The following is a 26,287-nucleotide window of genomic DNA, read 5'->3' as shown; positions in this document are numbered from 1 at the left end:
TAAGTCAAATGTTTTTACTTAATGAATGATTGACAAAACCTACCAAACCTTATTCGACGAAAAACCATAAACCACTGAAAATAAAACTTATATTTTAACCGAGGTCTTTCTCAAACATATAAGTCTATCGGCTAATTAATATAAATCGCTTCGCTGCATGCACACACCCTGCGCATATATCCTCAACTGGCAATCAAAAATCAACGTTACCCGCACAATCAATAGTATGGTTAAAAACCCCATTAGATTCGCTCAGGCACTCTGCACCATATTGAGTTCTATCCGGAAAAATACATCTATTTTATTTCTCCGATGTATACACTTACACATCCATATACAGCGCTGGTTTGATGATCTCACCAGAGACTTGCCATTAGCACAGTAAAACTCTCGAAGATATAAACGTTAAAGATCAATTTATCATAAACTTACCGTGGAGAACTAAAACAGTCATCATGTACCGTTCATCACCTTGAAGAGACAACTACGCGCCCTGTAATTTTCTAAAATAGTCCTGTAATAAATCGTAATGTTTTTCCTCAGTTTCCGTGCTTACTATTTCAAGGTCGCAGTGCACGCGACGACCTATAAACAATGATAATTAGCGATACGGAGTAACATCAAATGCGTATACGGAAGAATGTAAACGAAATAAAAGACGGAACACTTTTGTGGTATTCAAAAGCCGTTGAGGAAATGAAAAAACGCGACATTTCTGATCCAACAAGCTGGTGGTACCAAGGTGCAATTCACGGTTTTGGCCTTTCAAAAGCCGCTGTACTTGCGGTTGGTAAGCCTTGGAGTGAATACAGTGTTTGGGCGCAAGCAGTAGGATTCCCGCCCAGTGAAAAGCTCGTTGATAGTGATTTTTGGCAGCAATGCCAGCATGGATCATGGTTTTTCCTTCCTTGGCACAGAATGTACCTTCAATATTTTGAAGCCATTGTTCGTAAAACAATCATAGAACTAGGTGGTCCAGATGACTGGTCTTTACCTTATTGGAATTACTGCGATGGCAACAACCTAGCACTTAACACCGCAGAACAAAATCAAGCGCTTCACCTTCCACCGGAATTTGGAACGACAGAGCCCAATCCTGATTTCCCAGGGCTATGGATAGAAGAGCGCGCATTTTTTTCAGTCACCCATAATAATGCAGCGTGTGAGTCTAGTATGCGCGTACCTTACTTTGCTTCGACGCAAGGAGAACCCGTCGGTTTTGGTGGCCAAATGAATACATTCAGCCATAATCCAGGGACTTTCGGTGCACTTGAAGATCACCCCCATAATAAAATCCACGTTGCTATTTCAGGTGCAATGGGTGACCCCAATACAGCAGCCTTAGACCCAATTTTTTGGCTGCACCATGCCAATATCGATAGGTTATGGCAAAATTGGATTCAACAAGGTAACTCTGACCCTGATAGTTCTACTTGGCTCAATCAAACCTTTGACTTTCATGATGAAAATGCATTACCTGTCACAATTGCAGTGAAAGCAGTGCTCAATACTGAAGAGCTCGGCTATACCTACAGTAAAAATTACCCATTGAATACATCCACAGAGACTCTCAAGATAGCGGCGTTAACTTCTTCGCTTGGAGCAAACATGTTCGACACAATTGCAGCAACGACAGAGCCATTAAAACTCACATCAACGCCAGCTTCTGCACCTATCGATTTTCTCCCACAACAGAAAAGCGACACGAATCTCAAAGCACTATCCACCCCAGAAATATCAGAACCCACTTCCGTGATCATCATGTTAGAAAATATCACGGGTGAGGGTGTTATAGCACCAATCGATGTATTTATTCGTGTCGCTCACAGTGGCGAACGCATTCAAGTCGGCAGCATCGGCTTATTTGGTTTAAGCCAAGCCTCTACGCCAAGTAAACAACATGCTGGGACTGGCATTAATGCACAACTTGATGCCACTGATGTGTTCCATACTCTCAGGGCTCATTCACAGTGGCAACTTGAAGACATACATATTGAAGTGGAGCCAAGCAAAGCATTGGGCGAAGCAAATGCGACCATCGGTCGGATCAGTATCAAAGCTGAAGTTTAGTCACTCGCGATGACAGCTTTAGTCTATAAAAAAGTGAGCGCCTTTAGGGCTGCTCACCCTCACTGGTTTGTACTGTGCCTTGCCGCATTAATATGGATTTATTACTTATCCACTTTACTTGGCACAAGCGCTGCGCACCATCACCACCATGCACATCATGATATGCATGCTCAGGCAGGGTTGATTAACATGACTTGGGCGTGGATGTTGATGGTGTTTGCGATGATGCTACCTATGACCAGCGGCACCATCAGACACCTAATAAACAGTGTACCGATATACCGCCAACAGCTTAGCCTCGCGTTGTTTATTGTTGGCTATTCATTTGTATGGCTAATCTTTGGAGTCGCTTTACTCTTGGTTACACACCTCATCCAATCCCTTTCGTGGACGACAAAGTTACCAGCATTACCCATTGCTGCCTTGGGCTATTTCGCCGCAGCTATACTCAGTGATGCAGCTTTCAGAATGCGCTTACTCACTGCTTGTGGCAGTATTTGGTCACCCAGGCTAAGAGGCTTTAAAGCCGACTTAGATGTATTAAAAATTGGTAAGAATGAAGGGGTAAAATGTGCCAAAACCTGCGCTCACGTGATGATTGCAATGCATATTGCCGGTCACGATATTGTGCAAATGGGCATTTTAACAATGGCCTTATTTTATGAAGCAACGCTCTATCGAAATAAAAAACATGTCCTACGAAACACATGCTATGTACTTGCAGTGTATCAATTAATTGTTTTTTACTTGCCCAACTTTGCTCATTAGGTGTGCTTTTGTTGCCGTATTTGAAGTTAAAGTACGGCAACAAATATTCACAACGTACTGAATAATTTCGCTTACTTTTCTGGCGCATCAACAAAGTTCAGGCCACTTTCAATGCGCGCAAACCAATTAGCAATATGCCTAAAGTCACTCAGATTCACCCCCGCTTTAACTGCTAATTTGGGATAAGTGTACAAAGCAATATCAGCAATGCTTGGCGTTGCACCCAATAAGTAATCACGGTCACTCAGATGGTTGTCCAAATACGTGAAAAAGTTAATGGTTTTATCATACGTTTGTTCAAGGTCGCCAGGTTTATCAATCACCTTAATACCGCGGTATAAATTTGGACCATTAAGGACTTCCCCCGCAGACATCGACAAGAACTTTTGTATCTCTGCACGCAGTAAAGCATCCTCTGGATACCATGTGTTATCCGCATCATATTTCTGTGCAAGGTAAACTAAAATTGCGCTCGAATCACAAATAACAGCATCCCCATCGACCAGTACAGGCACTTGCCCAAGTGGATTCAAGGCTACAAATTCATCTTTTTTGTGCTCTTGTTCATGTGGGTCTAGTAACTTTAATTCGTACTTAAGCCCAAGGATAGATAAAAAATGTCTGATTTTATGACCGTTACCGGACAAAGAAAAACTGTAAAGCGTTATACCTGACATAAGGATCCTTTTACCTGAAGTGTGAGTTGTGCGCTGCATGTGGTAGATACATCCAGCAACCAACATTAGTTTTTCATAGACTTACTCATGAGTAAATTAAGTATTTTTGAAGATTTAAAAACGCTTAATCACTGTTGCGCTGCGCAGGAATATCACTGAAATATTGTACAAACTCCACTTCAAAGCCATCGGGGTCAATAAAATAGACGTTTTTCCGATATCGGTGGTCGGGGCCAAGTTTATCTGCTTGAAATCCTGCCTCGTTAAGCCGTTTAACCACACTGTCAATACAGTTGACCACATAGGCAAAGTGACCAAGGCCAACTTGGTGTGCCTCTAATAGTCTGTTTTCACCTTCACCATGATCACTAAAGGCAAGATAATGATGGTCATCACCAAAATGAAGCCATTGTCTGGGTTTACCAAACCACTCTCCCTCTCCTTTGCTTCTGACCTTCCAATGTGGAAACGCAGCGCGGTAAAATTGCAGCGCAGAGTCAATATTTTTGACCACCAGATTTACATGTTCTAAATACATAATAAGTGCCTCCTATTTGTTTTCCATGGTGTGTTGAAACGTGGCATGTTTATCTGCCCCCAATAGGTTTACATACGTTTTAATCAGCTTTTTCATTGTCTTCCCTCCGTAAGTTGAGTGGCACTTTAAAAGCTCAACTTAACTTGAGGTAAAGGTTTTTTTAATATTTTTATCCCTTTGATAAACGCTCAGAAAACACCGTTTGGATAAACGCCACAAATGCGGCAACTTTTGGTAAGTGAATTCGATTTTTAGGATAGAGTGCATATACCTCTACAGCGGGCAGTTGCCACTGCGCCAAAACGGGTTCAAGCAAGTCTTTCTCTGGATATTGCGAGCACATATAGTCAGGCAGTATCGCAAGTCCAACCCCATCCATCACCATTTGCTTAAGTACAATATAATCATCAACACGCATCCTTGGCGAAATAACCACATCACATTGCTTAGACTCGTTGACCAGGCTAATCACTTCTGATTTTTGGATACTGCTCATCAGTAACACATCAAAGTTGGCTAGCGCCTCTGGTGTCTTTATTACACCGTGCTGGGCAATAAATTTGCGACTTGCGTAAAACCTTCGCGATACGCGGCCCAAACGCTTTGCTACCAATCTTGAGTCTGCCAGCTCCCCTATTCGGATCACCAAATCAAAACCTTCTTCAATCACATCCACTCGACGATTTAAGAGGCTCAACTGCAAATTCACCTGCTTATTTTCTTGCATGAATTGACTTAAAACTGGCTTTAGAATTTCATGGCCCATACCGACAGACATACCAACTTTCAACTCGCCTGATATTTCATTAAGCGCTTGTGCAACACTGGCATTGGCAAGCTCTATCTGTGCCTTTATCTGCTTACAATGCTCTAAGTAAACGCTGCCAGCCTCGGTCAAATGCTGCGTTCGAGTTGTACGCTCAAGTAATGTGATCCCCAAGCTCGCCTCGAGTTGTGATACTTTTCGACTCAAATTAGCCTTAGGCATGTTCAAGCGTTCAGCGGCCAAAGTGAAACTACCGGCATCAACCACGGCTAAAAATAGCAGCATCGAGTTTATATCTGTTTTTTCCATTGCTTAACTTTATTGTTGTTGTATATGGAAAAGTAATTCTATTTTATAGGTATATATAAAACAACCCAGCTTTCATACACTTTAGTCATCACTTCGAAACAGATTAAATAAAGCAGGAAAAACCATGAAAATACTTTCAAGAGATTCACTACAATTAGGCGGGTTTGCAGGCATTACAGAGCACAGATTAGTGACAGATAGCCGTGTATTTGCAGGGCGCAAAAAACCAGAAACATTTGAAGGGCTTGGCAGTATGGTATATCTGGCGGATGCACGTTATTTGCCCAAAGGTCAATCAGGTATGCATCCTCATAGTGAAATTGATGTCATCTCTGTTGTGTTAGAAGGACGCGTAAGTCATGAAGGGTCATTAGAGCATGGCAAAGACTTAGTCGCAGGTGATGTGCAAGTACAAAGAGCAGGAGGTGAAGGCTTTAGTCACAATGAAATTAACCCCGATGATGCCCCTAACCGTATGCTGCAAATTTGGGCACTGCCTGAAGTTGCGGGTCAACCTGCACAATATAAGTCTTACTCCCCCAAAACCAGAGGTACAACACGCATTTATGGTGGCAGTGCAAATCAACAAAACACCTTTGCCAGTGCAACCATCATGGATATTGTCCATTTAGATAACGAAGACAGCATCAATATTAACCAAGAGGCCCTGATCTATGTCATTACAGGTCAAGCCCAACTGCACCATAACGGTCAACAGACGCTGGTAAAAGAAGGCGACTTAATCAGCAATAATGCACAAAAAATTACCGCTACAGCACAGCTGCAATTACTCGTCGTTACACAAAACTAACTGAGCAATAATCAATAGGAGCAAACAAAATGAAAAACCCGGCACCCAATGAACATGTATTGGCCTTAGTCAATTATTTTGCATTACTCCCTCTGGTTTACTTTATTCCAGATTTAATCGCTCCGATTACTGGCGCCAATAAATTACTGCATGTGGCCACTGTTTTGGCATTAATTGTGCCGGTGATTTCATATTGTGTGATGCCCATTGCCGTGAAGCTGCTGTCAAAAAAGACGGTGTGACTCACACAACCACCCACACCCTGAGTGGTTGTGCGTATTTCAATTAGTGAAATGACAGGCCATACATTAATACACGGCCAGCATCCACATAATCAACTGTGCCCGTTGCTGAGATCCTAATTTTAGAAGTCGTCACTGGCTGAGGCAATCTGTATAGTTCTCTCGCAAATGCTTTATTTTGTATAACTGAGGTGAATTCAAACTCACCTTTTTTGACCCACGTGCCATTTTCCCACGCTTCCACAGTAAATGTTGTAAGACGATTGCCTTGCCCATTATTGTAGGTACCTAGCTTAAACGACTGTAGAGTGAAGTTGCTTTTAAGCTCTAATGAACAGACGCCGCAAAAAATATGACTGTTCTCGATATCAATGGGTACTTCGTAAAAATATTAAACATGATTGCACTTAACCCTCCCTATATTGAATAAATGACCCCGACATGAGATTCAAATACTAGGATCAATATCAAGCTTCATATTCACTATTGCTCAACTTTTTTGTGTTCTATAACCCTGTATTTCCCTTGGTAAAAATCCCCTATAACTGAACTTCATGTTAATTGATTAGAAAACAGTAGGATAATCACCCAATACACAGCTCGTTCAGAGTTATTTTATACAGCTCAGTAACTTAGTAGCCATATGCAACCACTAACCTAGGTTAGGTTTGCAGCTTTGTAGCTAAAAAACAATAGAAAGCGAACATAAGTGTCACTCTAAGTATAAACAGGGCCTTAAATACAAAGGCCCTAAATAAAAGACAAACTTTTTTAGAAGCTAAATTATTGAGCTCGATTTATCTCGTTAACAATATTATTTTTATGATAACTAAAATCAGTGTGACTTAAATTGCTGCCACTTACGGCATAAACTTTATCAAAAGGTGTTGTACTTCCATTTAAACTAAACGGACCATTTAAATTGCTTACATTTAAATCCAGCGCACTTGCAGTTGTAATGAACGTTGGATTGATATTTCTAGTATAAAGATTATTAGTAACATTTCTAATTCTGCTATTTGAAGCTAAGAAGCTATTTAAAAAACCACCAACCAATGCATAAGAACCTGGCGCATTATCAAAAACATGACTAGTATAATAAAATGGCGCTTTGTAATTACTTCTTATATTTTCAGAGTCTATTGTATAATACGTATCACCATATAAACTGTAATTTACTTCAAATCTTGCCATAACATAATTCTCAGGGAGGCCCGCTGTTCTGCCTGTGTAACTACCATTAGAGAAAGCCACATTATAAGTTGAAGGATAACCCTCATTTAAAAGTGACCTAAAATAGCTATTACTTTTGCTCCCTGTAATCAAAAGTTTTGCCGCGATCCCCTCTGTTAAATTCCTCTCTAGTTCACGCATTTTTTTACGATTACGGTCGCAACTACTTACTCTAGAGCAGCCCCTCGCATCTTCCAGTCTCCCCCTTATTCTCTTGACAGTATTAATCAATGAATAAGGTAATGAGGCGCCTCTATGCGGAGCATCTAGGGAGATATAATTGTAGATCTCGTGCTGGTATCGTTCAGATTCAAGTTTATTCAGTACTTGCTTCGCTAATAAACCACCATAACTGTACCCAACCATTGTACTTTGATGGTGCCCCACTTTTTCTTTAGTTTCTATAAAGTGCACTAATTGTGCTATTTGACCAACTAAATAGCTTTCATCTTGAAACCGATCTTCATTAGGTATTCGGATAAAATCAATAAATACAATATCCCTTCCGCTATTTAACAAGGTGGTGAAAATATCATTAAAACTTGGGGATGCCCAGTAACTGGCCAATTCATCTTGTTCACTAACAAACCCATTTTCAGAAATAGACAACCCCTTAATAAAGTAAACAGGCTTATCAAAAACTCCATCTCTCGACTTGATAATACTAGATTTAACATTTAGTGACTGAGGGCATTGAAAAGGTCCATAAAAATCGCAATATGAAAAGTTACCATAAGTGAATTCAAATTTATATATATCTTCCAACCCAAACAGCTGCCCATTTGTTGACTTAATAAACTCGGTAATATGAAAGGGGTTGTTGTCACCATAAAAATAGGCCACTTCAGTATTCAATTCGACTGTACTTAATGGGTACCCACCTATTGACGTTGCTGAAATCACTGAATTTGATAATAAAGCAGCTGATAATGCTGAGATTGAAAGTAATTTTTTCAAAACCTTTTTCCTTGTTTAATTGTTAGAATTTGAACCAATAAAAACCAAGCTCGAATTAACGACGATTAAAAAAGCAAAAAAAACAACATTTAAAATAAAAAAAACCAATAAAATTTACAAAAAATTTTAAAGTACATGTTAATCCAACTCTACAGCGAACACTCAACAACAAATTAAAAAATAATTTATTCAGAAAAACACCAAATAAAAAATCACCGTGACATTTATCGTAAAAGTAAAACAACAAAAACCGGCTGTCAGTTAATAAAAATGAGATGTTGAGAGTGCTGGCTTTTAGGTTGTTTATATAAAAAACCATTACGGGCCAAGAATTCGTTGTATATTTATAAAAAAAGTTAAACCACTAGCAGTTCACCGCATACAAGAGATGCACAGAGTCATATTTAAGTTTTTTATATGATTAAAAGCTATCAGAGCATGATTTTTTGAAAAGATCGAAAGAGCGATAATGCTAAGAGCAATAGTGAGGAAGGTAATAAAGAAAGTGAGCGCCCTAAGTTAAGATAGTGCCTGTAACTTGGTTAGGGCACCAACTCGGCGATTTAAGCGGCTCAATTACAAATTCACCTGCTTATTTTCTTGCATGAATTGATTTAACAATCAATAGGAGCAAACAAGATGAAGACTCGGCACCCAATGAGCATGTATTGGCCTTAGTCTATTATTTTGCCTTACTCCCTCTGGTTTACTTTATTCCAAATTTAATCGCGCCAATAAATTACTGCATGTGGCCACTGTTTTGGCATTAATTGTGCCGGTGATTTCATATTGTGTGATGCCCATTGCCGTGAAGCTGCTGTCAAAAAAGACGGTGTGACTCACACAACCACCCACACCCTGAGTGGTTGTGCGTATTTCAATTAGTGAAATGACAGGCCATACATTAATACACGGCCAGCATTTACATAATCAACTGTGCCCGTTGCTGAGATCCTAATTTTAGAAGTCGTCACTGGCTGAGGCAATCTGTACAGTTCTCTCGCAAATGCTTTATTTTGTATAACTGAGGTGAACTCAAACTCACCTTTTTTGACCCACGTGCCATTTTCCCACGCTTCCACAGTAAATGTTGTAAGGCGATTGCCTTGCCCATTATTGTAGGTACCTAGCTTAAACGACTGTAGAGTGAAGTTACTTTTAAACTCTAAAGAAAATGACATTGGGAAAGGTACTCCACCTGTCGATGACATCATATATATGCCTTTTGTGGCGTCATCGGTATCCGTCAGGCAGGTTTCATCCAATGCTCTGGTGTAATCGAACTCCCCGCCTGAGAATGCCGCATCTGAGTTAAAGTTAATCACATCATCACAAACGGGTGGTGTGGTGAGCGCATTACTAAACTCAAATCCAAAATCTCCTCGACTGCCGTCTGATCCATACCAAGTGCCAGTCCATATATTTGCTGCATTTCGAGTACCGGTAAACCACTTAACGTTACCATTTTCATTTAATTTAAAGTGAACACGCGGCTCAAGCCCACTGCCATAAAATGGGTTATTCGTTTCTTCCACTTCCCCTGACAGCGTCACAAAGTTACCATCATTACCAATCAACATATTACCCTGCTGAACGACGTTAACAGCAATGGTGTTTGTCGGGTTATTTACACCATCGAGCACGTCATCAAAATTGATAACCACATTCTGTGCAAACGCTTGTGGAGCCAAAAAAGTGAAGCAAGTACAATCCTTTTATTCATTTTATAATACCCTTAACGTTAGTTTGTTTTTTAATCACGTAAAACATCTTATGTCTATGACAAATATTGCAGTGAGATAATTACAAAATTTTATTGGTAAATGATGGTAAAGTAAGTAAAAAAACCTTTACACCTGACATAAATTATCACTGACCGATCCACGCCACAGGACTTATCATCAGAGACCAAACTCATCTCCCGTTTAATTTTGCATCAGCTCAAATGCGAGCTCAGTGACCTTTTGCCCCTTTAATTTATGCATACCAGAGATATTCGACAATATGATGTACCCCAACCGATTATCTATATCCAGAATCATTGCTGAGCTATATCCCCCAGTGCCACCATCATGAAAATAGACCTTATCCGTTTTATCTGCACTGTCGATTACATACCAGCCCAAGCCCATTTTTGTGTGGCCTTGTTCAAATGTGATTTGCTGCTGCAATTTGACCCAATCATGTATACGATCAAAGTGGGCAAGCGCAAACTGCCCCAAGTCCTGTACTGACGAGAGAATAGCACCCGCGCCTTGTAATACACCTAAGTCCCAATTTGATGTTGCTTCACCCCGTGTATTTAAACCCATAACTAACTCGCCATGCACATCGCGCCAATTACAAAAGCTATGCGGCATCTTAAGTGGTTCAAATATGCGTTTTTGCAGCAGCTGGGAAAAGCTCATCTGTTCTATTTTGGCCAGTACATATCCGAGCAGACCAATACCTAGGTTCGAGTATGCGTGTTGAGTTTGGCTTTTAATTTTGATGTCACTGGCAAGGTGAGCTAACAAGTCTGCTTCTAAATAGGCTGCATATGGGTTGTCTTTGCGCTTGAACAGCGCCTGCCAAAGCAGCCCAGGTGGTAATTTAGGCAAGCCTGAAGTGTGAGTGGCTAAAGACTCGAAAGTGATTTGAACATTATCTCGGGTGGTAAAATCAATATGAGACGAGATAGGTTCGCCCAATGCTAGCTTTCCTTCACAGGCCAATTGCGCTAGCACAGCATTGGTAAACAGCTTAGTTAACGAGCCAATTTCAAACACCGATGCGTGATTATCAATTTGCTCAACCCTTTTACTCCCCTGCCTAGCACCATAATATGCGCAGCGCCCCGCATCAAACTTTGCCACGGCCAGCTCGGTATTGGGTGCAAATGCGCCAATGACTTTATGAATTGACTGTATTTCGAGATCCGAAAACTGCATAACTGTCCTTTTACTTTTGTGCTCTAATTTATTGGAGCACAAACACAGCTACACGACAAAATGAATAACGTAAGTAAATATTTATAATGAAATAGTTTAGACTGTTGTGCGCCTTAGCCATTAAGACGCCAATTGTTCCCGATAACTGCCCGGCGACACGCCAAACCAAGTAGTAAATGCGCGGATGAATGAGTTTGACTCTTGATACCCTAATAAAAATGCCACTTCACTGAGCGATATATGAGATTTTTGCAAATAGTGCTTAGCCAACTCTGAGCGTACATTTTGTAAAACACTATGAAAATTCGTGTCTTCATCGGTCAGTTTTCGCTGCAAAGTCCGCTTACTCAGTGTGAGCTTTTGCGCCACCATCTCAATCGAACTTTGACCAACAGGCAATGACTCTATGAGAACTGCTCGAACACGTTCAACTGTCGTCGCGGTTGCGGTTAAATCCGCGAGCTTTTGGTTCAAACCGTCTTCAAAGTATGACCACATACTGGAATTTGCAGTTAAAAATGGACGCGCGGCATCCTCGGCTCGAAAGGCAATTGAAAGCTGTTCACCTTGTTTAAGTGTACAACCAAAAAACGCTTCATATGCTTCAATATTGCCAGGCAGTTCTGGCAAGGTAACCGATACCGGTATCGCATTGTAACGCGTTGCCATTCGCAGTAATTTGGTAAAAAACACCATCTCAGTAAGTACAAGTACGGCAGGAACAGCCCCCTCATAACCGTAACAAGATAACCCCATTGTTGTGGTTTTGTCGTTCATTTCAAGGTCCATTTTCATGGGTCCAATCAACGGCTTGTAGTGTTTTATGCGCGACAGAGCTGTATTTAAATCAGGACTACAAAGCGCCGCAAACAAAGGGGCATCAAACACTTCCACCGATAAATGTTCAGCAACCAATAATGGGACGTCTCGCCCGTTCGCGGCCTTTTCAATTGCCAACCACCAAGCAAAATACTCCTTTGGTGATAGCATAACAGGCTCACGATTCAAAATATCCGCTGGCAGCTTTGAATATGCCACCACAGTCTCAACATCAATGTTCATGTCCTGTAATAATATTTTACAGTTTGCGTGTACTGTAAACTTACTCGCGATTTTCATAATTCGTTACTTTTCCATCGATTGTCGTGACAACTTTAATACCATTTTACGCGGTAGTAATGGGGTGATCCAATTAAGCAAAAACTGTAATTTGCGCTCATTAAATGCAATCAGCTGACCTTGTTGCATCGCTTTGTAACCGCACTGTGCCACCGACTTTGCCGATTTAGCGTTTTTCCACACATCAACCCCTTCCAAGTCGCCTGCAGCCACAAAACCAGTATTGACCGCCCCAGGACACAGCGCGGTTGCGGTAACGCCAGTGCCAGACAACTCTTCAGCAATTGCCTGAGTATACGAAGTGACATACGCCTTAGTCGCATAATATACCGCTTGAAGTGGACCCGGTAAAAATGACACCGTGGATGACACATTGAGAATACGACCACGCTGGCGCGCAACCATCTCTTTTGAATATAGGTGAGTCAGATCCGTCAACGCGGTTATATTAACTTGTACCATCTGCTGATCAGCCACCATATCCCGTTGGTAAAAGACACCGTGACCACCAAACCCGGCATTATTGATTAAGACATCCACCTCTATATTCAAAGCAGACGTTTTAGCAAAAATACGCTGCGCAGCATGTGGTTGCGACAAATCTTCACAGATCACCGTCGTTTTAATACTGTGTTTGACTTCCAATTCCTTCGCCAAAGCGTCCAACTTATCTTGTGAACGCGCAACGAGCACTAAGTCACCACCTTGTTGTGCATGTAAGTGCGCGAATTCCAAACCAATGCCGCCGGATGCGCCTGTGATCAATGCCGTATTTGCCATGTGCTTTACCGCTGTTTAAACCCCGTTGATTCATTGTGCTCAGTATAGACATTCAAAACGCGCCACACACTGACAGATCGTGACACTCAACATGCAAAAGGTGACAACTTTAGTTTAAACGTGACAACCTTCATTTAAAGGTGCCAAAGTGTAAACCCCTTTTACAGTTTTGGTGAGTTTACAAATATCGATTTCAGCGAGCTAACTGTATTATGGTTCCCGAGGCAAGCTCGGGATGACGGTAAAAGGACTACTTAGGCCAAATCGACGCTCCTAGATAACCCTCGTCATCCTGATGAATATCAGGAACCATTTTTAATGCAACTGAAAATAGTTCTTCAGCAGACACAAAATTAAGTGGGACAATTATGTCAAATCAACACGCCTACTTCCCCACGTCATCCTGATGAACATCAGGATCCAGTTTTGGGATTTGTGCATGTGATTCGTTTGTTAGCAAAAGCAGAAAACACAGCTATTACGACGATTAATACGCGCCACTTAAGATAAATCAACACACCTACCTCACCCTAGTCATCCTGATGAATATCAGGATCCATTTTCTATGCACCTAAAAATAGTTCTTCAGTAGACACAACATTAAGTGGGTCAATTTCAAATCAACACACCGACCTCACCCCGTCATCCTAATGAACATCAGGATTCATTTTCTATGCACCAAAAAATAGCTCTTCAATAAACACAAAATTAAATGGGCCAATTTCAAATCAACACACCTACCTCACCCCGTCATCCTGATGAATATCAGGATCCATTTTTACTGCGTTACACAAGCAGCTCCTCGTTAGACTCAACAACCCATCACGAATACATACACCTACGGTGCGACAGTGAAGATTTTCCCTAATCAAGCACGAGCCATTTTGAATTTCTAAGTTGCCTGCTCGGCAGTGAAGCTTTTGCAGAATAGTATTTCCTTCACCTCTGCTTTCTAAGCTGCCTGTTCGGCAGTGAAGCAAAACTAACCCAAGGGGAAAACATTACCCTTTTTCTAAGCTGCCTGTTCGGCAGTGAAGCAACAACAGATAGCTGGAAAGACAAACATACTTTTCTATGCTGCCTGTTCGGCAGTGAACATGATTGCTTTGAACTGCTGCCGTTCCTTGATTTTCTAAGCTGCCTGCGTGGCAGTGAAGCGGGGTGAATCAAGTAGCCCCTTTATCTTCATTTTCTAAGCTGCCTGCGTGGCAGTGAAGAATCAACGTGATGTGTTGGATTATCTTAGAGATTTCTAAGCTGCCTGCGTGGCAGTGAAGATTTCGTTGTGTCGCCTTTGTGAATTGTCGTGGTTTCTAAGCTGCCTGCGTGGCAGTGAAGAGTCACAGGCTCGGACACTTATGCTTATATCATTTCTAAGCTGCCTGCGTGGCAGTGAAGAGTAGCATTTAGTTTTAACGTGTGATTTGGCATTTCTAAGCTGCCTGCGTGGCAGTGAAGAAAGGCTTTTAATTAGCTCATTGGCTTCAATTTTTCTAAGCTGCCTGCGTGGCAGTGAAGGCCTTTCTCAACATAATGTAGATTCGAAATTATTTCTAAGCTGCCTGCGTGGCAGTGAAGACGTGGGGCAATACTTCCTGTTCACTTAGTAATTTCTAAGCTGCCTGCGTGGCAGTGAAGTGCCGCTGCAAATAGATTAAACCCTGAATTTGTTTCTAAGCTGCCTGCGTGGCAGTGAAGATGAAAATGACAATTACAGTTTGACGCCTGATTTTCTAAGCTGCCTGCGTGGCAGTGAAGAAACGAAGAGCCTCTCTTGAGTTTTTTGGCGTTTTCTAAGCTGCCTGCGTGGCAGTGAAGAATTTCAATAAACTGGCTTTGAAACTCTTTGATTTCTAAGCTGCCTGCGTGGCAGTGAAGTAGAACTTTGGATTTGGGCGCTAGATGTGATTTTTCTAAGCTGCCTGCGTGGCAGTGAAGCGTTTATGTCGGCTACCTTTACCAAAATAAGCTTTCTAAGCTGCCTGCGTGGCAGTGAAGTATCAGCGACAAGTATTGCAAGTACCCACGCATTTCTAAGCTGCCTGCGTGGCAGTGAAGAGGTTATGTAACAGTTAGTGAGCCGGCTTCTGTTTCTAAGCTGCCTGCGTGGCAGTGAAGAAGTTATCAGCACTTATCGAGAAGACAATACTTTTCTAAGCTGCCTGCGTGGCAGTGAAGAGAAGAGTTTCATTGCATATATCCATGTGATTTTTCTAAGCTGCCTGCGTGGCAGTGAAGTTGTTTTTCCAGCGGATTTGCGCTTAAACTTTTTTCTAAGCTGCCTGCGTGGCAGTGAAGAATAGCGAGTGTATTAGTGATCGCTTTAGCTTTTTCTAAGCTGCCTGCGTGGCAGTGAAGGCTCTGTTGTTGTAGACAGCGGCGTTGTAACTTTTCTAAGCTGCCTGCGTGGCAGTGAAGTGAGTACTTAAATCCTTGTATCAGGATGTTGATTTCTAAGCTGCCTGCGTGGCAGTGAAGATCATGGGTGGATTAATTGAATGGTTTGTTGATTTCTAAGCTGCCTGCGTGGCAGTGAAGCTGTTAGTGCACTTGCAGAAGCCCGCGAGGTTTTTCTAAGCTGCCTGCGTGGCAGTGAAGGCAAAACGGGTTTAACGTTTACTCTTGGAGGTTTTCTAAGCTGCCTGCGTGGCAGTGAAGACAGCCTTGGCATAGCTGAGGCTTTCACTTGGTTTCTAAGCTGCCTGCGTGGCAGTGAAGAAAAACCCAGACGTTGAAAAGGCCACTTTGGATTTCTAAGCTGCCTGCGTGGCAGTGAAGTGTTTCCTCGTCTTTTGCTTTGGGATTTGGTATTTCTAAGCTGCCTGCGTGGCAGTGAAGGTGGTAAATTTATTGCTGACGAGATCATGACATTTCTAAGCTGCCTGCGTGGCAGTGAAGGGTAAAATTCCATTTCTATTGATGCGAGTGACTTTCTAAGCTGCCTGCGTGGCAGTGAAGTATAGAATAAATGAAAAAAGATAAGTTGCAACAGCTACTAAGGCAAAAAAACCTATTTTTACCTTGTTAAAAACAGCCTATCACAACTCATTGTATTTTATACAAATTTTAAAAGAGCAAAAATAAAAGGTAAAAATACCCTTTATTTGTTAGAACTGAGGGACACACCCAAACGAATTTTTATCATTTGCCTTTGCACTCAATCCATAGCAGTCAAATGTGCCATGTGTATCACTTTCGCGTTCTTGCATAGCAATAAATAACGGGTACTTATTGTTTTTATCCGGAGAGCGCACTTTGGTCTGTTGGCTATGCAAAAAGATAAAGGCGTGTTTGGTATTTAGATCAGGTTTAGTTTGTTCAAGTTCAGCTAAACATTCCTCTAAAGACTTGCCACTTTTTTGAGACCATCGCTGCGCTTTTTCTGTCATTTCACGCTCAATGCGTTCAGGGCTTTTGACGTTTTTTCTCGTAAAGCTCACATAACTGACCTCATCTGGCACAGGCTTTATGCCTTTGATATGCGTATAGTCTTCAAACCGACTTAGCCACTTAGCGATATTAAGCTGTTCAAGCTGTGCTTGTTCTTTAGCGAATAACCTCAATTTTGAACCCAATGGAAACTTGGCTTTGCCATATTGCGGAAAGCCAATGGCAACCGCTGATTTATTTTTATCAACCTTGTGTTCAACAAGCGCAATATGCACTTGTTGAAACACCTTTTGCCAAATAAAACCGAGTGATACGTCCTCTTCAGGCAATAAGGTGATTTCTTGGTAGTAGTTCATCCAATCACCTATTTATCACTTTCGCCAAATACGCCACCTCGAACAAGTACAGCAACAACATAGTGCTCATCTTCTTCACGCTGCAGTTCTTCACCTCGTGCCCATTTGTCAAAGAAACTATAAAAATCTTGGTTATCTTTTGGTGTACGAAATGCCTTACCCAAATTAGTTACAGCGCCATAAGGTTCAATGGCAATAGCCCCTGCGCTTTGATTTTCTGACTCATACTCTGGATACCATGTATCAATTGAACGTAATGCATTACCAATTTTTTGAGAGTGCATTGCCGCATGATCACGGACAGCATATAAAACCTTACTTTTTTTGGTTTTACTATTACCTTTATCCAGTACCAGCTCTTCACTGGGATACACCTCTTGTGCTTTACCCACTTTGGCATAGCAATCTATTTGCAGCATTAAGTGTTCTGCATCACTGGCAAGTGCTTGTGCAATTCTATCGGCTAGACTGTTAACCAGTTCATTTTGGTGATTAAAGTGACGAATGCTAAATTCTGATGCATCGAATGACCAAGTCTGCTCAGCGCCTTTATTAAGCGCTTTCACTTGTACTTCAATTTCTTCTGCGCCCACACGGTTGCGCCATAAAAACCGTGCATTCGCTAAATTAGTGGCATAACGTTTTGCCAATTCAAAACAGCCATGTTTTGCAATATATTGCTTTACTGCAGCACTGTAACTTTGTTTAAAGCTGGCATTATTACATGCTGATGGTTGTGCCAAACCACCTAATATTTTTAATGTGAAGTGTAGTTTGAGTGTATCTTGTTCCTGACCAAGCGCGCAGGCATCCACACGCTGTAAATTTGCTTTTTCTACTTCTGCATTCAATTTCGCTGGGTCTTTTTGTACAGCTGCTTTTAAACGGTTAGAGATTGTTCCACGCACTGACTTTTCTTGCAGTTTAAGTGGCGTGACTTGTGTTCTGTCTTCCCAGTTAGTGCCAAATAGGTAGCCATCCGATGGTACTAATTTCTTTTCAAATGCGAGTACCGATGCAATATCTTTATTTTTAGCCATTTGTATTCTTCCTTATTTCTATTCGTTAGTTGCGTTTACTTGCTGACACAGGTAAAGATCATTTTCTAATTCTGGGTTGTACTCCCAAAGTATGTCATCGAGGTTTTTTACTTTATGCGCCATGACAAACTCCCCCAGAGTCACAACACTTTCTGCAAAACGATGGGGAGTAGTTGGGTCACGTTGGTTTTTTGCCTCACCTAGCGGTGAGATACCTTGGAAACCGGTTGCAATAGGTACAAGCCAGCCATCTTCTTTACGACTAGTTTGCCAAACAACACTGTCGTCGTCTTTTTTCTCACAGCTGTGATTTATAGTGAGGTAACTTAGCAATGCATCAAGCGCATCATCGCCCTGTTGCATGGCCTCAATCATAAGGTCACGTCTTTCAATAAGCGCATAACCTGGCATGAGTTGGCGAACTAATCGCTTGGAGTCTAGTTCCTCTATCACAGATTCAAGCTTAGGCTTTTGTATGGTCAATATATCGCCGCCAGCCACTTTCATACTTGCGATAAAGTCTTGTAGTTGCTCAGTGAAATTGGTTTGCGCAATTTTTTCTTCATCACCGCTGTACTCAATTACCAAAGATACATCTAGATGACAGCGTGCTTCTTCAATGAATGCTGAGCGCTTACCATCTTTCTCAAGTGGATTACCAGTGCCAATTATAGAATGTACAAAGTCGCCCTCACATTTGTGTGTTTGCACATTGCAGTCATGGCTTATTACCGCCACGCTTTGAAGCATCAACTCTGTATAGCCTTGCTGAATGAGCTTCCGTTCTAGTGCGTGAGTAAACCCAAGCCAAGCCGTCATAGCTGGGAAACCAATGGTAAATGGACTCGATAGCGCATTGGCATTGTGTACTTTAATGTGTGGTAAAACGATAACTTTCATCGTAATAACTCCTTGTTATCTTCAACAATCCGCTCAATGGCGAAAAGTTCTTGATCGGCAAGTTGTACAGGGGTACTGATAAACTTATTATTGCTATAGTGATTGATTAGCCCTCTAGCAATATGGCGGGTTATACTGTCTAACCAATCACTTTGCAGTTCACGCTGCACTTGATATTGCGGATAAAGCCACATTTTTTGTTCTTGTGGTAAATCACTTGTTGGTTCACTTGGGTTTTCGGTCAAAAATACTCTTACCTGCCACATTTTTTCAATCACTAAATCAACGTATTGTTGAATCCGGTAATCGCGCCCTTCTCTAATATTGACGTTATTGTACTCAGTAACAAATAGTCGATGTAACGCCTCTAACACATCTCTTGCATGCCACGCGGTAAAGCTTTCTTTAAAAAAATCAGAGGTTGGTAAGCGGATTTCCCGTTGCTTTAACGAAGGAGGGAATGAAGGCAATAAATGTGCTTTACCTGCATTTTGATTATTCAACACACTGATATTCTGTGGTTTTGTACCACCATAGCCAATAGTAGTTAATCCATAAATTTCACAATAACCTGTGGAATGGTACAAATTAGCCTTTCGGCTTTCTCGAGCTAGCTTTAAATCATCACCAAATCTATATCTATCAAGGCGTTTACGTAATTCAAAAAGTTGTCCGGAATTGGTTAAAATTGAAAGCAAATGGTACTCACCATCTTCAATTGGGTAATACACTTGTTTAACTTTAGAGCTAGTTATAGCAACCTGATCGGTTTCAATCATCTTTAAGAAATCATCTCGTAAAACTGCGTAATCACAATTTGGCTGCTCTAATAATTTTTGAGCCAGCTCACTCTCTTGCACAATGTGGTTTAGTAAAGTTTGGCCGTCACCTAGAACTAAACTCAAAAATTTATATACATCAAGCGCAGCAGCATTACCTAATGCATCTGCCTCAACATGAACATTACCACTTCGAAGGAACCCATCTACTTTGTGAGTATTTTGGGCAATAATAGATGACACATACCCGTTCTTGTTTTTTCTTGCGCTAGGGTGGCTAAAAGTACAAGGGTGAGTAGATATTGAGATCTGGCCTGCTCGCTTTGCTGCCGAAGGTAACCAATTTGCTAATAAAAACACTTGGTCACATTCGCGTTCCATTTCTATTTTTTCAGATTCTGTCATTGAAGCTTTTATATTTTTTTTGAGCCATGCTTCTTTACGCTCATCAAAAAAGTTCGCTATTGCCGGATCTAACATGCTTTTACATTCCATTATTTCACCTTAACCAGCCCTAACTGGTCGTTGTAACTATATTTTTGAATTCCATCCGTTTCGATAACACTCACTTCACCATATTTGATTGAAGTCAGATATTCACTTTTTGATTCTGTACTAAATTGGCTAAGTAACGTCTCATAGTCTCTTTGCAACCATAATTTTTGCTGTTGTTCAGAGGGCAACGCTTGATGTTCAATATCCAATTTGGCTTCAACAGAACTAAAATTCCCCCCATCCTCTCGTATACAAAATGCCAAACCATGCCGTTGCTTTACCAAATACAATTGCACGCTAGGCATACTTTTACGAAAACGTTTAAAGTATTGTGGCAACGCGGTAAGCCACCAATAACCGTGAATATGTCCGTGTAAATGCTCACTCCAATTGCTTGCAGGGTTTATTACTCGGCGATTTCGACTAAACCTATTTTTTCTGCTTGTGCTCGCAATAGGCTGGTTAATTTGGGTGGTACCTAAAGTTTTTGCCGTGGCGTAGTGCTCTAAATCTGCGAGATTTTGATGTGGTAATAACTCTGGTCGCTTTTGAATGCGAGCGATAGCATTAACACTGTGTAGTAAGGCCTTTTCATCAACTAATTTCTTTAAATCATGGGTCTGTAAAGTAGTCGATGAATCCGTTTCATAACCAGGGTAATTGAATACCCGCTCCTCGGTACCTTTAAAGCCTTTGAGGTTGTACTGCATTAAACCTATATTGGGAGAAGCAACTTCGCCTTGTCGATGACGCCTCACTCTCCCCGCCATCTGAATCATTGAACGGAAAGATGAAGGCTCTAACACCGCCCAATCAAAATCATGATCACGGCCCACTTCCTCAACTGGTGTTGCCACTAAAATAAAAATAAGATTTTTAGCCTTGCAGCTGGCGAAGTGACCTCGAATAACCTCATTATCAAACGCCAAAGGGGACTCACCGTCTTTTTCTTTACGCTTTAAAACCTCATCAAGGTGTTTTTCTTGCACATGTCTAAGCAATAAAACTTGTTGACTGTGGTATGCCATGCAGCGTATTTCGGTATCTTGCGGCCATTCACTGCTTAGTAAATACTGAGTTAATTCAACACAAGGTTTAATGTTGGCGACCCGCACCACACCAAAAGAAACATGAATTTGATGTTCATTTTCAAGAGTAAAATGCTGTGTATGTTTTTCTAAAACCGCTTGCTTTACAGTTTCAAAATACTCGCTTTTAATATCTAAACTTGATTCTTTGTTGCAAGGAATGATCTCAGCTTTGCGTCTTGCGTCTTGTTGCTTAAGCTTTCCGACTCGTTTGCTAACAAACGCTTCATGGATGCGAGTATAATTTGGTACGTCGTCATCATGACTGCCAACAAAGTGACATTCTGTATTAAATTCATCAATCAAGACACAATTAACATTAGTTGACCTATCGCGGCTTGCTGCAAAAATTGCCCATCCTTGTCGGTAGGCATTGTATAAACCCACTGCTAAATCAGGCGTAATAGTGGCCGAAGAAATCATCACCTTTCGCCCTAACATGCCTGCAAGGTGGACAAGACGACCAATCGCAATCAAATCATCACCTATGAAGTCGTCAATTTCATCAATCACTAAATCTGATGACATCAAACGTAAACAAGGCAAAATATAACGCCCGCCACGTTTAGTCTCGGTAGCAGCCATAATATGATCTATCGTACAAGTCAGCACAGGTGCGTAAAGTAATTTTCGGTCCTTTTCTTTAGTGAGAACAGTGGTGAGCTCTTCTTCAGGCAATACCCCCTGCCAGTGCACTTCATCGCCTTCGTCTTGCAAGCTTTCAAGTGATTCTGAGCCTAATTCAGCTGACTCTGATTCAACCTCGTCTTTATCTATTTTTTTTCCCGATTGATGTAACTCATAAATCGCTTTTGAGCCAATTAAAACAGCCAAGTCTCTATCTTTTAGTTTTAAACGCTCTTTATATTCATCACCCGTTTGCAATGTTAGCGTGCGCAGACCAAGAGCAAGAATAAACCTTAAACTTTCACCGTCCTCTGAAATCGCCTGCATCACTTTGGCATTAGCGATGGTTTTACCGCATCCGGTACTAGCCATATTCACCACAAAATAACCTTGGCTCTTGTCTTCTGTTTCCTCTCGCCACTGTGTAACGCAGCGGACAGCTTTATCTTGCCAACGAAATATCTTAGGTGTATTCGCCTTTGGAGCAAGCTCAGTAAGTTCAGTTGCTTTTAACGGTTCTGATTCAAAAAAAGGCAAGAGTTTAACTGTGTTTACTGTTACCTGTGCAACATTAACTAGGTGCTCATCAAGCTTTTGCTTAAGCTCTTTACTGCTAGGGTCAGTATTTGCGTACAGCTCGCTATCAGTTTTCCACTGCACATCGTTGGCTTGAGAAGAGTAATAATGATCTCCTAACATTAAGCTCAACCGAGCATGGTGTAACACCAAGCGCCAACCCCCATCGTTCATGGCCTGCTCTAGCATTGGTAAATGATGAGATAAGTCCTTTGCACAGCGTTTAAGCTCACTTATCCAACAACGGGAATCTGAAAGTAATCCTTTAGGAAATTTAAAACATCTCGTTAGTAAAGTTTGATAGTCTTCAAAACGATTTTCGTAACCCCACTCAGCGGTTATCTTACTAAGTAAACTGTTTAAATCAGCATTTGTCTGTTCACGCTGTTGTTTACATAGACTCGCTTCTTTCGGTAAGGGCAATCTATGGTGAGAGACGATAAGCCACGAAATTAACGCAGCGGCTGTTGGCAAATTGGACAAGGGCTTATCTTGTTTTAAATTATTGGTATTGAAGTGTTGTTCGTCGATACCATGCTCAATAATTGATTTAAGCCATGTCGTATCTTGCTTGGAGTTTATTTGAGTTGTGACAAAATGATTAAACAGCAAACACGAAATCCACTCGTGTCTTAATGGATCGCCTTTATGTTTATTTTTTATCTCAGGGTTTAATTTTTCTTGAAATAAAAGAGAGGCCTTTCCCCAATCATGTAATAGTGCAGCCATCGCCGCTAGGGACTTGATAAGCGGGAGATATTTCCAATCACTTTCAAACTCACTATTAAGTAAGCCTTTTTCAGTTCTATTCACCGGCACCACGCCTTCCAAATTAAACTTACTCTTATTCCCAACAACCCACAAAAACTGGCTTCGGGCACGGCTTCTGATCCAATGGCAACTCACCGCAGTGCTACGACTGGCAGTTTTACGCAGCATCTTTTTAACGGTATCAAGCCCATCTTGGGTGATCACGGTTTGCCATGTGTTGTCGCCAATGCGGTTGGCGAAGGCATCCAGTACACGTCTGGTTTTCTTGAGGGCGTTTTTCTCACATTGAGATACAAATGTGACCATCATAAAACATCACCTTTTTGATCATTTTCAATGGCGGCTATTTGCTCTTCACTTAATTCTTGTAATGCCACTTGCTTTACTTGTTCAAACATATAATCCAGTGCTTTGTGATCGGTAAACGCTTGTAGGATTTGTTGGCGAAATTCCTGCTCGGTGGCATTTTCTTTGGCGCAGATAAATGCCCAAGGCAACACCAATGCATCTTTGATTAAATCGGCAATGTCGAACACCAAGGCTCCGCGACGGGTTTTTCCATGCATCACCGCAAAACCATGAGGAATACCGAGCACCCACAAAGCGCAGGCAGCCAAACCATAAGCGAGATAATTGCCGTGGTTTAAAAAATCATTAGCTTTGCCAATATCAACCTTTTTGGAAGATTTATGTTGGCGCTTAAAATCTTCACTGTCGGTTGCGTTTGCGGCATATTTATAAAGCACTTTGGTGAGCTGCGCTTCTGTGAGTAATAAAGCCTGTGAGTTTGTCGCGGTCTCCGTTCGAGTAAAAAAGGTATCCAGTGCGGTTTGAATAGCTTTATCATCAAAGTTAAAGCCTTCATTTTTTAAGTCTCGGTCTTTTTGCCAAACTTGCTTTAAAAACGCGATCCGTGCCTGCTGAAAGTGCTTTGCTGCATTTAAGCGCTTGTCATCGTCAAACCAGAATCCCATCCAGCCTTGCAGGTACTCTGTTGGTCGATACTCATTTTGCGGTGTAATCCACTCGATTTCACAACCCATATATAAAGGCGTTGCGCCGCCACCACAAAAACCGACTAATACACCAGCTTGAGCAAGCATGCGCATCGCCGCTTGTGTAATCGAGGTACCATTACCCAGCAAAATAACTGTGGTATTAGCAATGGGAATATTAAAATAGAGGTTCTCTTTGGTGGCTTCGGTCAAATATAAAACGCGGCCATCTTTTTGCATGACGCGGCAATATTCGAGATAAAATAAGTTGGCACGTTTTGAGTGCAATATGGCTTTTAAATCGCTAGGGCTAAAGTCTTCCATCGTCTTCCACTTCCTTTGGCTTTAGACATAACCTACGGTTATCTATGTACGGCTTCAATGCTGCACTTTTGATCAGTAATATTTTTTACAGGTGTTTTAGTTCCAAAGTAGCTTTTGCTTTCTCAAAGTGCGGTAGCAATCTGGGTCCATAACAATTTGCTGAGCTTCTGGACTTGGGTGTTGCACATCTAAACGTAAAATGCTGATCAAATAATTAAGCAACGCTGCATTGGTTTTGAGTTGTTTTTTGTTGTCGCTCATATCAAAGTCATGGGCGATCACTTGCTGAGCATAGTCACTTAAACGCGGGTCTGGCATGATGGTTAGCGTTACTTCCTGTTGCCATGCTTCATCATCTTGCTTGTATTTTTGTGCCTTAGATTTAAATTCAGGGCACGCAGATAAAATACGAGATAGTGAAAAGTCTCTAAAGCCTCTTGCGTCTTCGCAATATGCTCTTAAATGATAACGCAGGCCAGAGTTCACTAGCGTATGTGGGCGAATAATACGCTCTGTTTCTCCACCTTCTTTTATCGACTGGTAACGAATATCGAGCACACTTTGTCGACGGCAAGCGTTTAAAATAGGTCGTAAAATAGTGGGGTTGAGTTTTCTATGAGGTAAAGGAAGCGTTGCAATGGTTGAAGTACTTAAATTGTGTACATACTGCTCACCAATTAAATTGGCATACTCAGTAAAGTCTTGGGAAATATAATTTGGTGTAAAGGGGGTTGCCAATACATAGGCTTTTTCAGACTCGTTATAATGCGCGTCAATTTGATAGCGTGCGATAAAGTCTGTTAGGTAGCGCCTTGCGCTGGGTCTTGATAGTTTGAACTTATCTTGAAAAGTGCCTGTTTGGATCTCTCCTTGCCAAAATAACACCGCCTCAATATATCTAAAATATTGCTCTTCCTTAGCCTGCATAAATCACTTTTAGTAAAATTAACGTGAATAAAATGTATCAAAACAAAGTGTTGAAGTCATTGATCCGCGACAAAAATAAGGCGCAACACGCTATTTTTTAACTAGCTCTAAATCTGATTTCGTCTATTCATTGAACAGCTGTTATCTGCTAAATTAAATCGGATAGACTGAAAAAATAAATGAAGTTACCAATGGATAGACTACCAACGGATAAAATTGATCACTTAATTGATATGATACTCATTCGTGGTTCTTTCTTCCTCTCATTAAATCGGTGGTACCTATTAAATACAATGGGGTGCATGTTTTATTTGTGGTTAACCAAAGACTGGCTTACTGCGATAGTTGGCGCACCAATCATAGGCGCTTTAATAACATTACTGTTAAACATAGCTCTGTTTTTTTTGAGTTTGTTATGTGCCAGTTTTCTTGTGTTGTTACTCGCTGTATTCACCTTAATAAATACCATTTTTCACAAACCCATAAATGAGAACAAATCTCGATTTCCATGATGTTCAGTTAACAGGGAAATTGTGTTTACAGGTATTATTCATAGCCTCTCATCGAAAAGGTCAATGGTTTCCGAGGCAAGCTCGGAATGACGGGGGTGAGAATATGCAGACTTGTGGGTAGGTACCACCAAAGCTGCCTTAGCAATGCCTCTCTATTTGCCGTCATTCTGATGAAAATCAGGATCCAATTTTGCTTTCGTTGGACCCAACAATTCATCACGAATATATTAGATGCCTGTACGGCAGTGAATCGAAATATTTCCAACACGGAGCTGAAATCCATCCATGGAGCTTGGTTACATCGGTC

At 41.3% G+C, this 26,287-nt stretch carries 20 protein-coding genes and 1 CRISPR repeat array; of the genes, 4 read left to right on the top strand and 16 right to left on the bottom strand.

Going from position 1 to position 26,287, the window contains the following annotated elements:
- Nucleotides 1-624: 624 nt before the first annotated feature.
- Entirely contained in the window at nucleotides 625-2,070 is a 1,446-nt protein-coding gene (locus N473_RS21025) for a tyrosinase family protein (protein ID WP_063369639.1), read from the top strand.
- Nucleotides 2,071-2,079: 9 nt separating this feature from the next.
- Nucleotides 2,080-2,838 (top strand): DUF2182 domain-containing protein, encoded by a 759-nt coding sequence (locus N473_RS21020; RefSeq protein ID WP_063369638.1) that lies wholly within the window; start codon nucleotides 2,080-2,082, stop codon nucleotides 2,836-2,838.
- Nucleotides 2,839-2,909: 71 nt separating this feature from the next.
- Here the strand turns inward: N473_RS21020 and N473_RS21015 are convergent, their stop codons facing one another.
- The 3 genes from N473_RS21015 to N473_RS21005 all read right to left on the bottom strand — a co-directional run bounded on the left by N473_RS21015 (nucleotide 2,910) and on the right by N473_RS21005 (nucleotide 5,128).
- Complete coding sequence (locus N473_RS21015; RefSeq protein ID WP_155735687.1) at nucleotides 2,910-3,515, bottom strand: glutathione S-transferase family protein; 606 nt, start codon at nucleotides 3,513-3,515, stop codon at nucleotides 2,910-2,912.
- Between the two features lie 124 nt (nucleotides 3,516-3,639).
- Nucleotides 3,640-4,053, bottom strand: coding sequence for a VOC family protein (locus N473_RS21010; RefSeq protein WP_063369637.1), 414 nt, complete (start codon nucleotides 4,051-4,053; stop codon nucleotides 3,640-3,642).
- Between the two features lie 169 nt (nucleotides 4,054-4,222).
- On the bottom strand, nucleotides 4,223-5,128 hold the full coding sequence (locus N473_RS21005) for a LysR family transcriptional regulator (RefSeq protein WP_063369636.1): 906 nt from the start codon (nucleotides 5,126-5,128) through the stop codon (nucleotides 4,223-4,225).
- A gap of 124 nt (nucleotides 5,129-5,252) precedes the next feature.
- Between N473_RS21005 and N473_RS21000 the strand changes: the two genes are divergently transcribed.
- Together N473_RS21000 and N473_RS20995 are read left to right on the top strand one after the other, a co-directional pair.
- Nucleotides 5,253-5,939 carry a pirin family protein gene (locus N473_RS21000; protein WP_063369635.1) on the top strand — a complete coding sequence of 229 codons (687 nt, stop codon included), beginning with the start codon at nucleotides 5,253-5,255 and terminating at the stop codon, nucleotides 5,937-5,939.
- 29 nt (nucleotides 5,940-5,968) lie between these two features.
- Nucleotides 5,969-6,181: a hypothetical protein gene (locus tag N473_RS20995; RefSeq protein WP_063369634.1), complete on the top strand. Its 213-nt coding sequence runs from the start codon at nucleotides 5,969-5,971 to the stop codon at nucleotides 6,179-6,181.
- 43 nt (nucleotides 6,182-6,224) lie between these two features.
- Here the strand turns inward: N473_RS20995 and N473_RS20990 are convergent, their stop codons facing one another.
- From N473_RS20990 to N473_RS20930, 13 genes are all read right to left on the bottom strand, one after another.
- Nucleotides 6,225-6,425 carry a hypothetical protein gene (locus N473_RS20990; RefSeq protein WP_063369633.1) on the bottom strand — a complete coding sequence of 67 codons (201 nt, stop codon included), beginning with the start codon at nucleotides 6,423-6,425 and terminating at the stop codon, nucleotides 6,225-6,227.
- Nucleotides 6,426-6,964: 539 nt separating this feature from the next.
- A complete protein-coding gene (locus N473_RS20985) occupies nucleotides 6,965-8,371 on the bottom strand; it encodes a hypothetical protein (RefSeq protein WP_063369632.1) in 1,407 nt (468 codons plus the stop codon).
- 881 nt (nucleotides 8,372-9,252) lie between these two features.
- Nucleotides 9,253-10,062 (bottom strand): hypothetical protein, encoded by an 810-nt coding sequence (locus tag N473_RS20980; RefSeq protein WP_063369631.1) that lies wholly within the window; start codon nucleotides 10,060-10,062, stop codon nucleotides 9,253-9,255.
- Between the two features lie 234 nt (nucleotides 10,063-10,296).
- Nucleotides 10,297-11,301, bottom strand: a complete 1,005-nt coding sequence (locus N473_RS20975) for a serine hydrolase domain-containing protein (RefSeq protein WP_063369630.1) — start codon at nucleotides 11,299-11,301, stop codon at nucleotides 10,297-10,299.
- 120 nt (nucleotides 11,302-11,421) lie between these two features.
- A complete protein-coding gene (locus tag N473_RS20970; RefSeq protein ID WP_063369629.1) occupies nucleotides 11,422-12,420 on the bottom strand; it encodes an AraC family transcriptional regulator in 999 nt (332 codons plus the stop codon).
- A gap of 6 nt (nucleotides 12,421-12,426) precedes the next feature.
- Complete coding sequence (locus tag N473_RS20965; protein ID WP_063369628.1) at nucleotides 12,427-13,200, bottom strand: SDR family NAD(P)-dependent oxidoreductase; 774 nt, start codon at nucleotides 13,198-13,200, stop codon at nucleotides 12,427-12,429.
- An 889-nt stretch (nucleotides 13,201-14,089) separates the two neighbouring features.
- Nucleotides 14,090-16,158: a CRISPR direct-repeat array (repeat unit 28 nt; unit sequence TTTCTAAGCTGCCTGCGTGGCAGTGAAG).
- A gap of 149 nt (nucleotides 16,159-16,307) precedes the next feature.
- Nucleotides 16,308-16,946: a type I-F CRISPR-associated endoribonuclease Cas6/Csy4 gene (gene cas6f / locus N473_RS20960; protein ID WP_063369627.1), complete on the bottom strand. Its 639-nt coding sequence runs from the start codon at nucleotides 16,944-16,946 to the stop codon at nucleotides 16,308-16,310.
- 8 nt (nucleotides 16,947-16,954) lie between these two features.
- Nucleotides 16,955-17,986, bottom strand: a complete 1,032-nt coding sequence (csy3, locus tag N473_RS20955; protein WP_063369626.1) for a type I-F CRISPR-associated protein Csy3 — start codon at nucleotides 17,984-17,986, stop codon at nucleotides 16,955-16,957.
- 18 nt (nucleotides 17,987-18,004) lie between these two features.
- A complete protein-coding gene (gene csy2 / locus N473_RS20950) occupies nucleotides 18,005-18,886 on the bottom strand; it encodes a type I-F CRISPR-associated protein Csy2 (RefSeq protein ID WP_063369625.1) in 882 nt (293 codons plus the stop codon).
- Nucleotides 18,883-20,160, bottom strand: coding sequence for a type I-F CRISPR-associated protein Csy1 (gene csy1 / locus N473_RS20945; RefSeq protein WP_063369624.1), 1,278 nt, complete (start codon nucleotides 20,158-20,160; stop codon nucleotides 18,883-18,885). The genes csy2 and csy1 overlap by 4 nt, the downstream gene beginning before the upstream one ends.
- Nucleotides 20,160-23,531: a type I-F CRISPR-associated helicase Cas3f gene (cas3f, locus tag N473_RS20940; RefSeq protein ID WP_063369623.1), complete on the bottom strand. Its 3,372-nt coding sequence runs from the start codon at nucleotides 23,529-23,531 to the stop codon at nucleotides 20,160-20,162. Before cas3f ends, csy1 begins: the two co-directional genes overlap by 1 nt.
- A complete protein-coding gene (gene cas1f, locus N473_RS20935; protein WP_063369622.1) occupies nucleotides 23,528-24,541 on the bottom strand; it encodes a type I-F CRISPR-associated endonuclease Cas1f in 1,014 nt (337 codons plus the stop codon). Before cas1f ends, cas3f begins: the two co-directional genes overlap by 4 nt.
- Nucleotides 24,542-24,637: 96 nt before the next feature.
- The gene (locus tag N473_RS20930) at nucleotides 24,638-25,468 is read right to left on the bottom strand and encodes a helix-turn-helix transcriptional regulator (RefSeq protein ID WP_063369621.1); all 831 of its coding nucleotides are present in this window, start codon (nucleotides 25,466-25,468) and stop codon (nucleotides 24,638-24,640) included.
- Nucleotides 25,469-26,287: the final 819 nt, after the last annotated feature.

Source organism: Pseudoalteromonas luteoviolacea CPMOR-1, from assembly GCF_001625685.1.
GTDB classification, from domain to species: Bacteria; Pseudomonadota; Gammaproteobacteria; order Enterobacterales; family Alteromonadaceae; genus Pseudoalteromonas; species Pseudoalteromonas luteoviolacea_K.
This window is presented reverse-complemented; position numbering and strand designations above follow the sequence as displayed.

Bases quoted from the DNA above. Each gene is read 5' to 3' on its own strand.
- N473_RS21025 (WP_063369639.1), top strand. From the start codon at position 625: ATGCGTATACGGAAGAATGTAAACGAAATAAAAGACGGAACACTTTTG.
- N473_RS21020 (WP_063369638.1), top strand. From the start codon at position 2,080: ATGACAGCTTTAGTCTATAAAAAAGTGAGCGCCTTTAGGGCTGCTCAC.
- N473_RS21015 (WP_155735687.1), bottom strand. From the start codon at position 3,515: ATGTCAGGTATAACGCTTTACAGTTTTTCTTTGTCCGGTAACGGTCAT.
- N473_RS21010 (WP_063369637.1), bottom strand. From the start codon at position 4,053: ATGTATTTAGAACATGTAAATCTGGTGGTCAAAAATATTGACTCTGCG.
- N473_RS21005 (WP_063369636.1), bottom strand. From the start codon at position 5,128: ATGGAAAAAACAGATATAAACTCGATGCTGCTATTTTTAGCCGTGGTT.
- N473_RS21000 (WP_063369635.1), top strand. From the start codon at position 5,253: ATGAAAATACTTTCAAGAGATTCACTACAATTAGGCGGGTTTGCAGGC.
- N473_RS20995 (WP_063369634.1), top strand. From the start codon at position 5,969: ATGAAAAACCCGGCACCCAATGAACATGTATTGGCCTTAGTCAATTAT.
- N473_RS20975 (WP_063369630.1), bottom strand. From the start codon at position 11,301: ATGCAGTTTTCGGATCTCGAAATACAGTCAATTCATAAAGTCATTGGC.
- N473_RS20970 (WP_063369629.1), bottom strand. From the start codon at position 12,420: ATGAAAATCGCGAGTAAGTTTACAGTACACGCAAACTGTAAAATATTA.
- N473_RS20965 (WP_063369628.1), bottom strand. From the start codon at position 13,200: ATGGCAAATACGGCATTGATCACAGGCGCATCCGGCGGCATTGGTTTG.
- cas6f (WP_063369627.1), bottom strand. From the start codon at position 16,946: ATGAACTACTACCAAGAAATCACCTTATTGCCTGAAGAGGACGTATCA.
- csy3 (WP_063369626.1), bottom strand. From the start codon at position 17,986: ATGGCTAAAAATAAAGATATTGCATCGGTACTCGCATTTGAAAAGAAA.
- csy2 (WP_063369625.1), bottom strand. From the start codon at position 18,886: ATGAAAGTTATCGTTTTACCACACATTAAAGTACACAATGCCAATGCG.
- csy1 (WP_063369624.1), bottom strand. From the start codon at position 20,160: ATGGAATGTAAAAGCATGTTAGATCCGGCAATAGCGAACTTTTTTGAT.
- cas3f (WP_063369623.1), bottom strand. From the start codon at position 23,531: ATGATGGTCACATTTGTATCTCAATGTGAGAAAAACGCCCTCAAGAAA.
- cas1f (WP_063369622.1), bottom strand. From the start codon at position 24,541: ATGGAAGACTTTAGCCCTAGCGATTTAAAAGCCATATTGCACTCAAAA.
- N473_RS20930 (WP_063369621.1), bottom strand. From the start codon at position 25,468: ATGCAGGCTAAGGAAGAGCAATATTTTAGATATATTGAGGCGGTGTTA.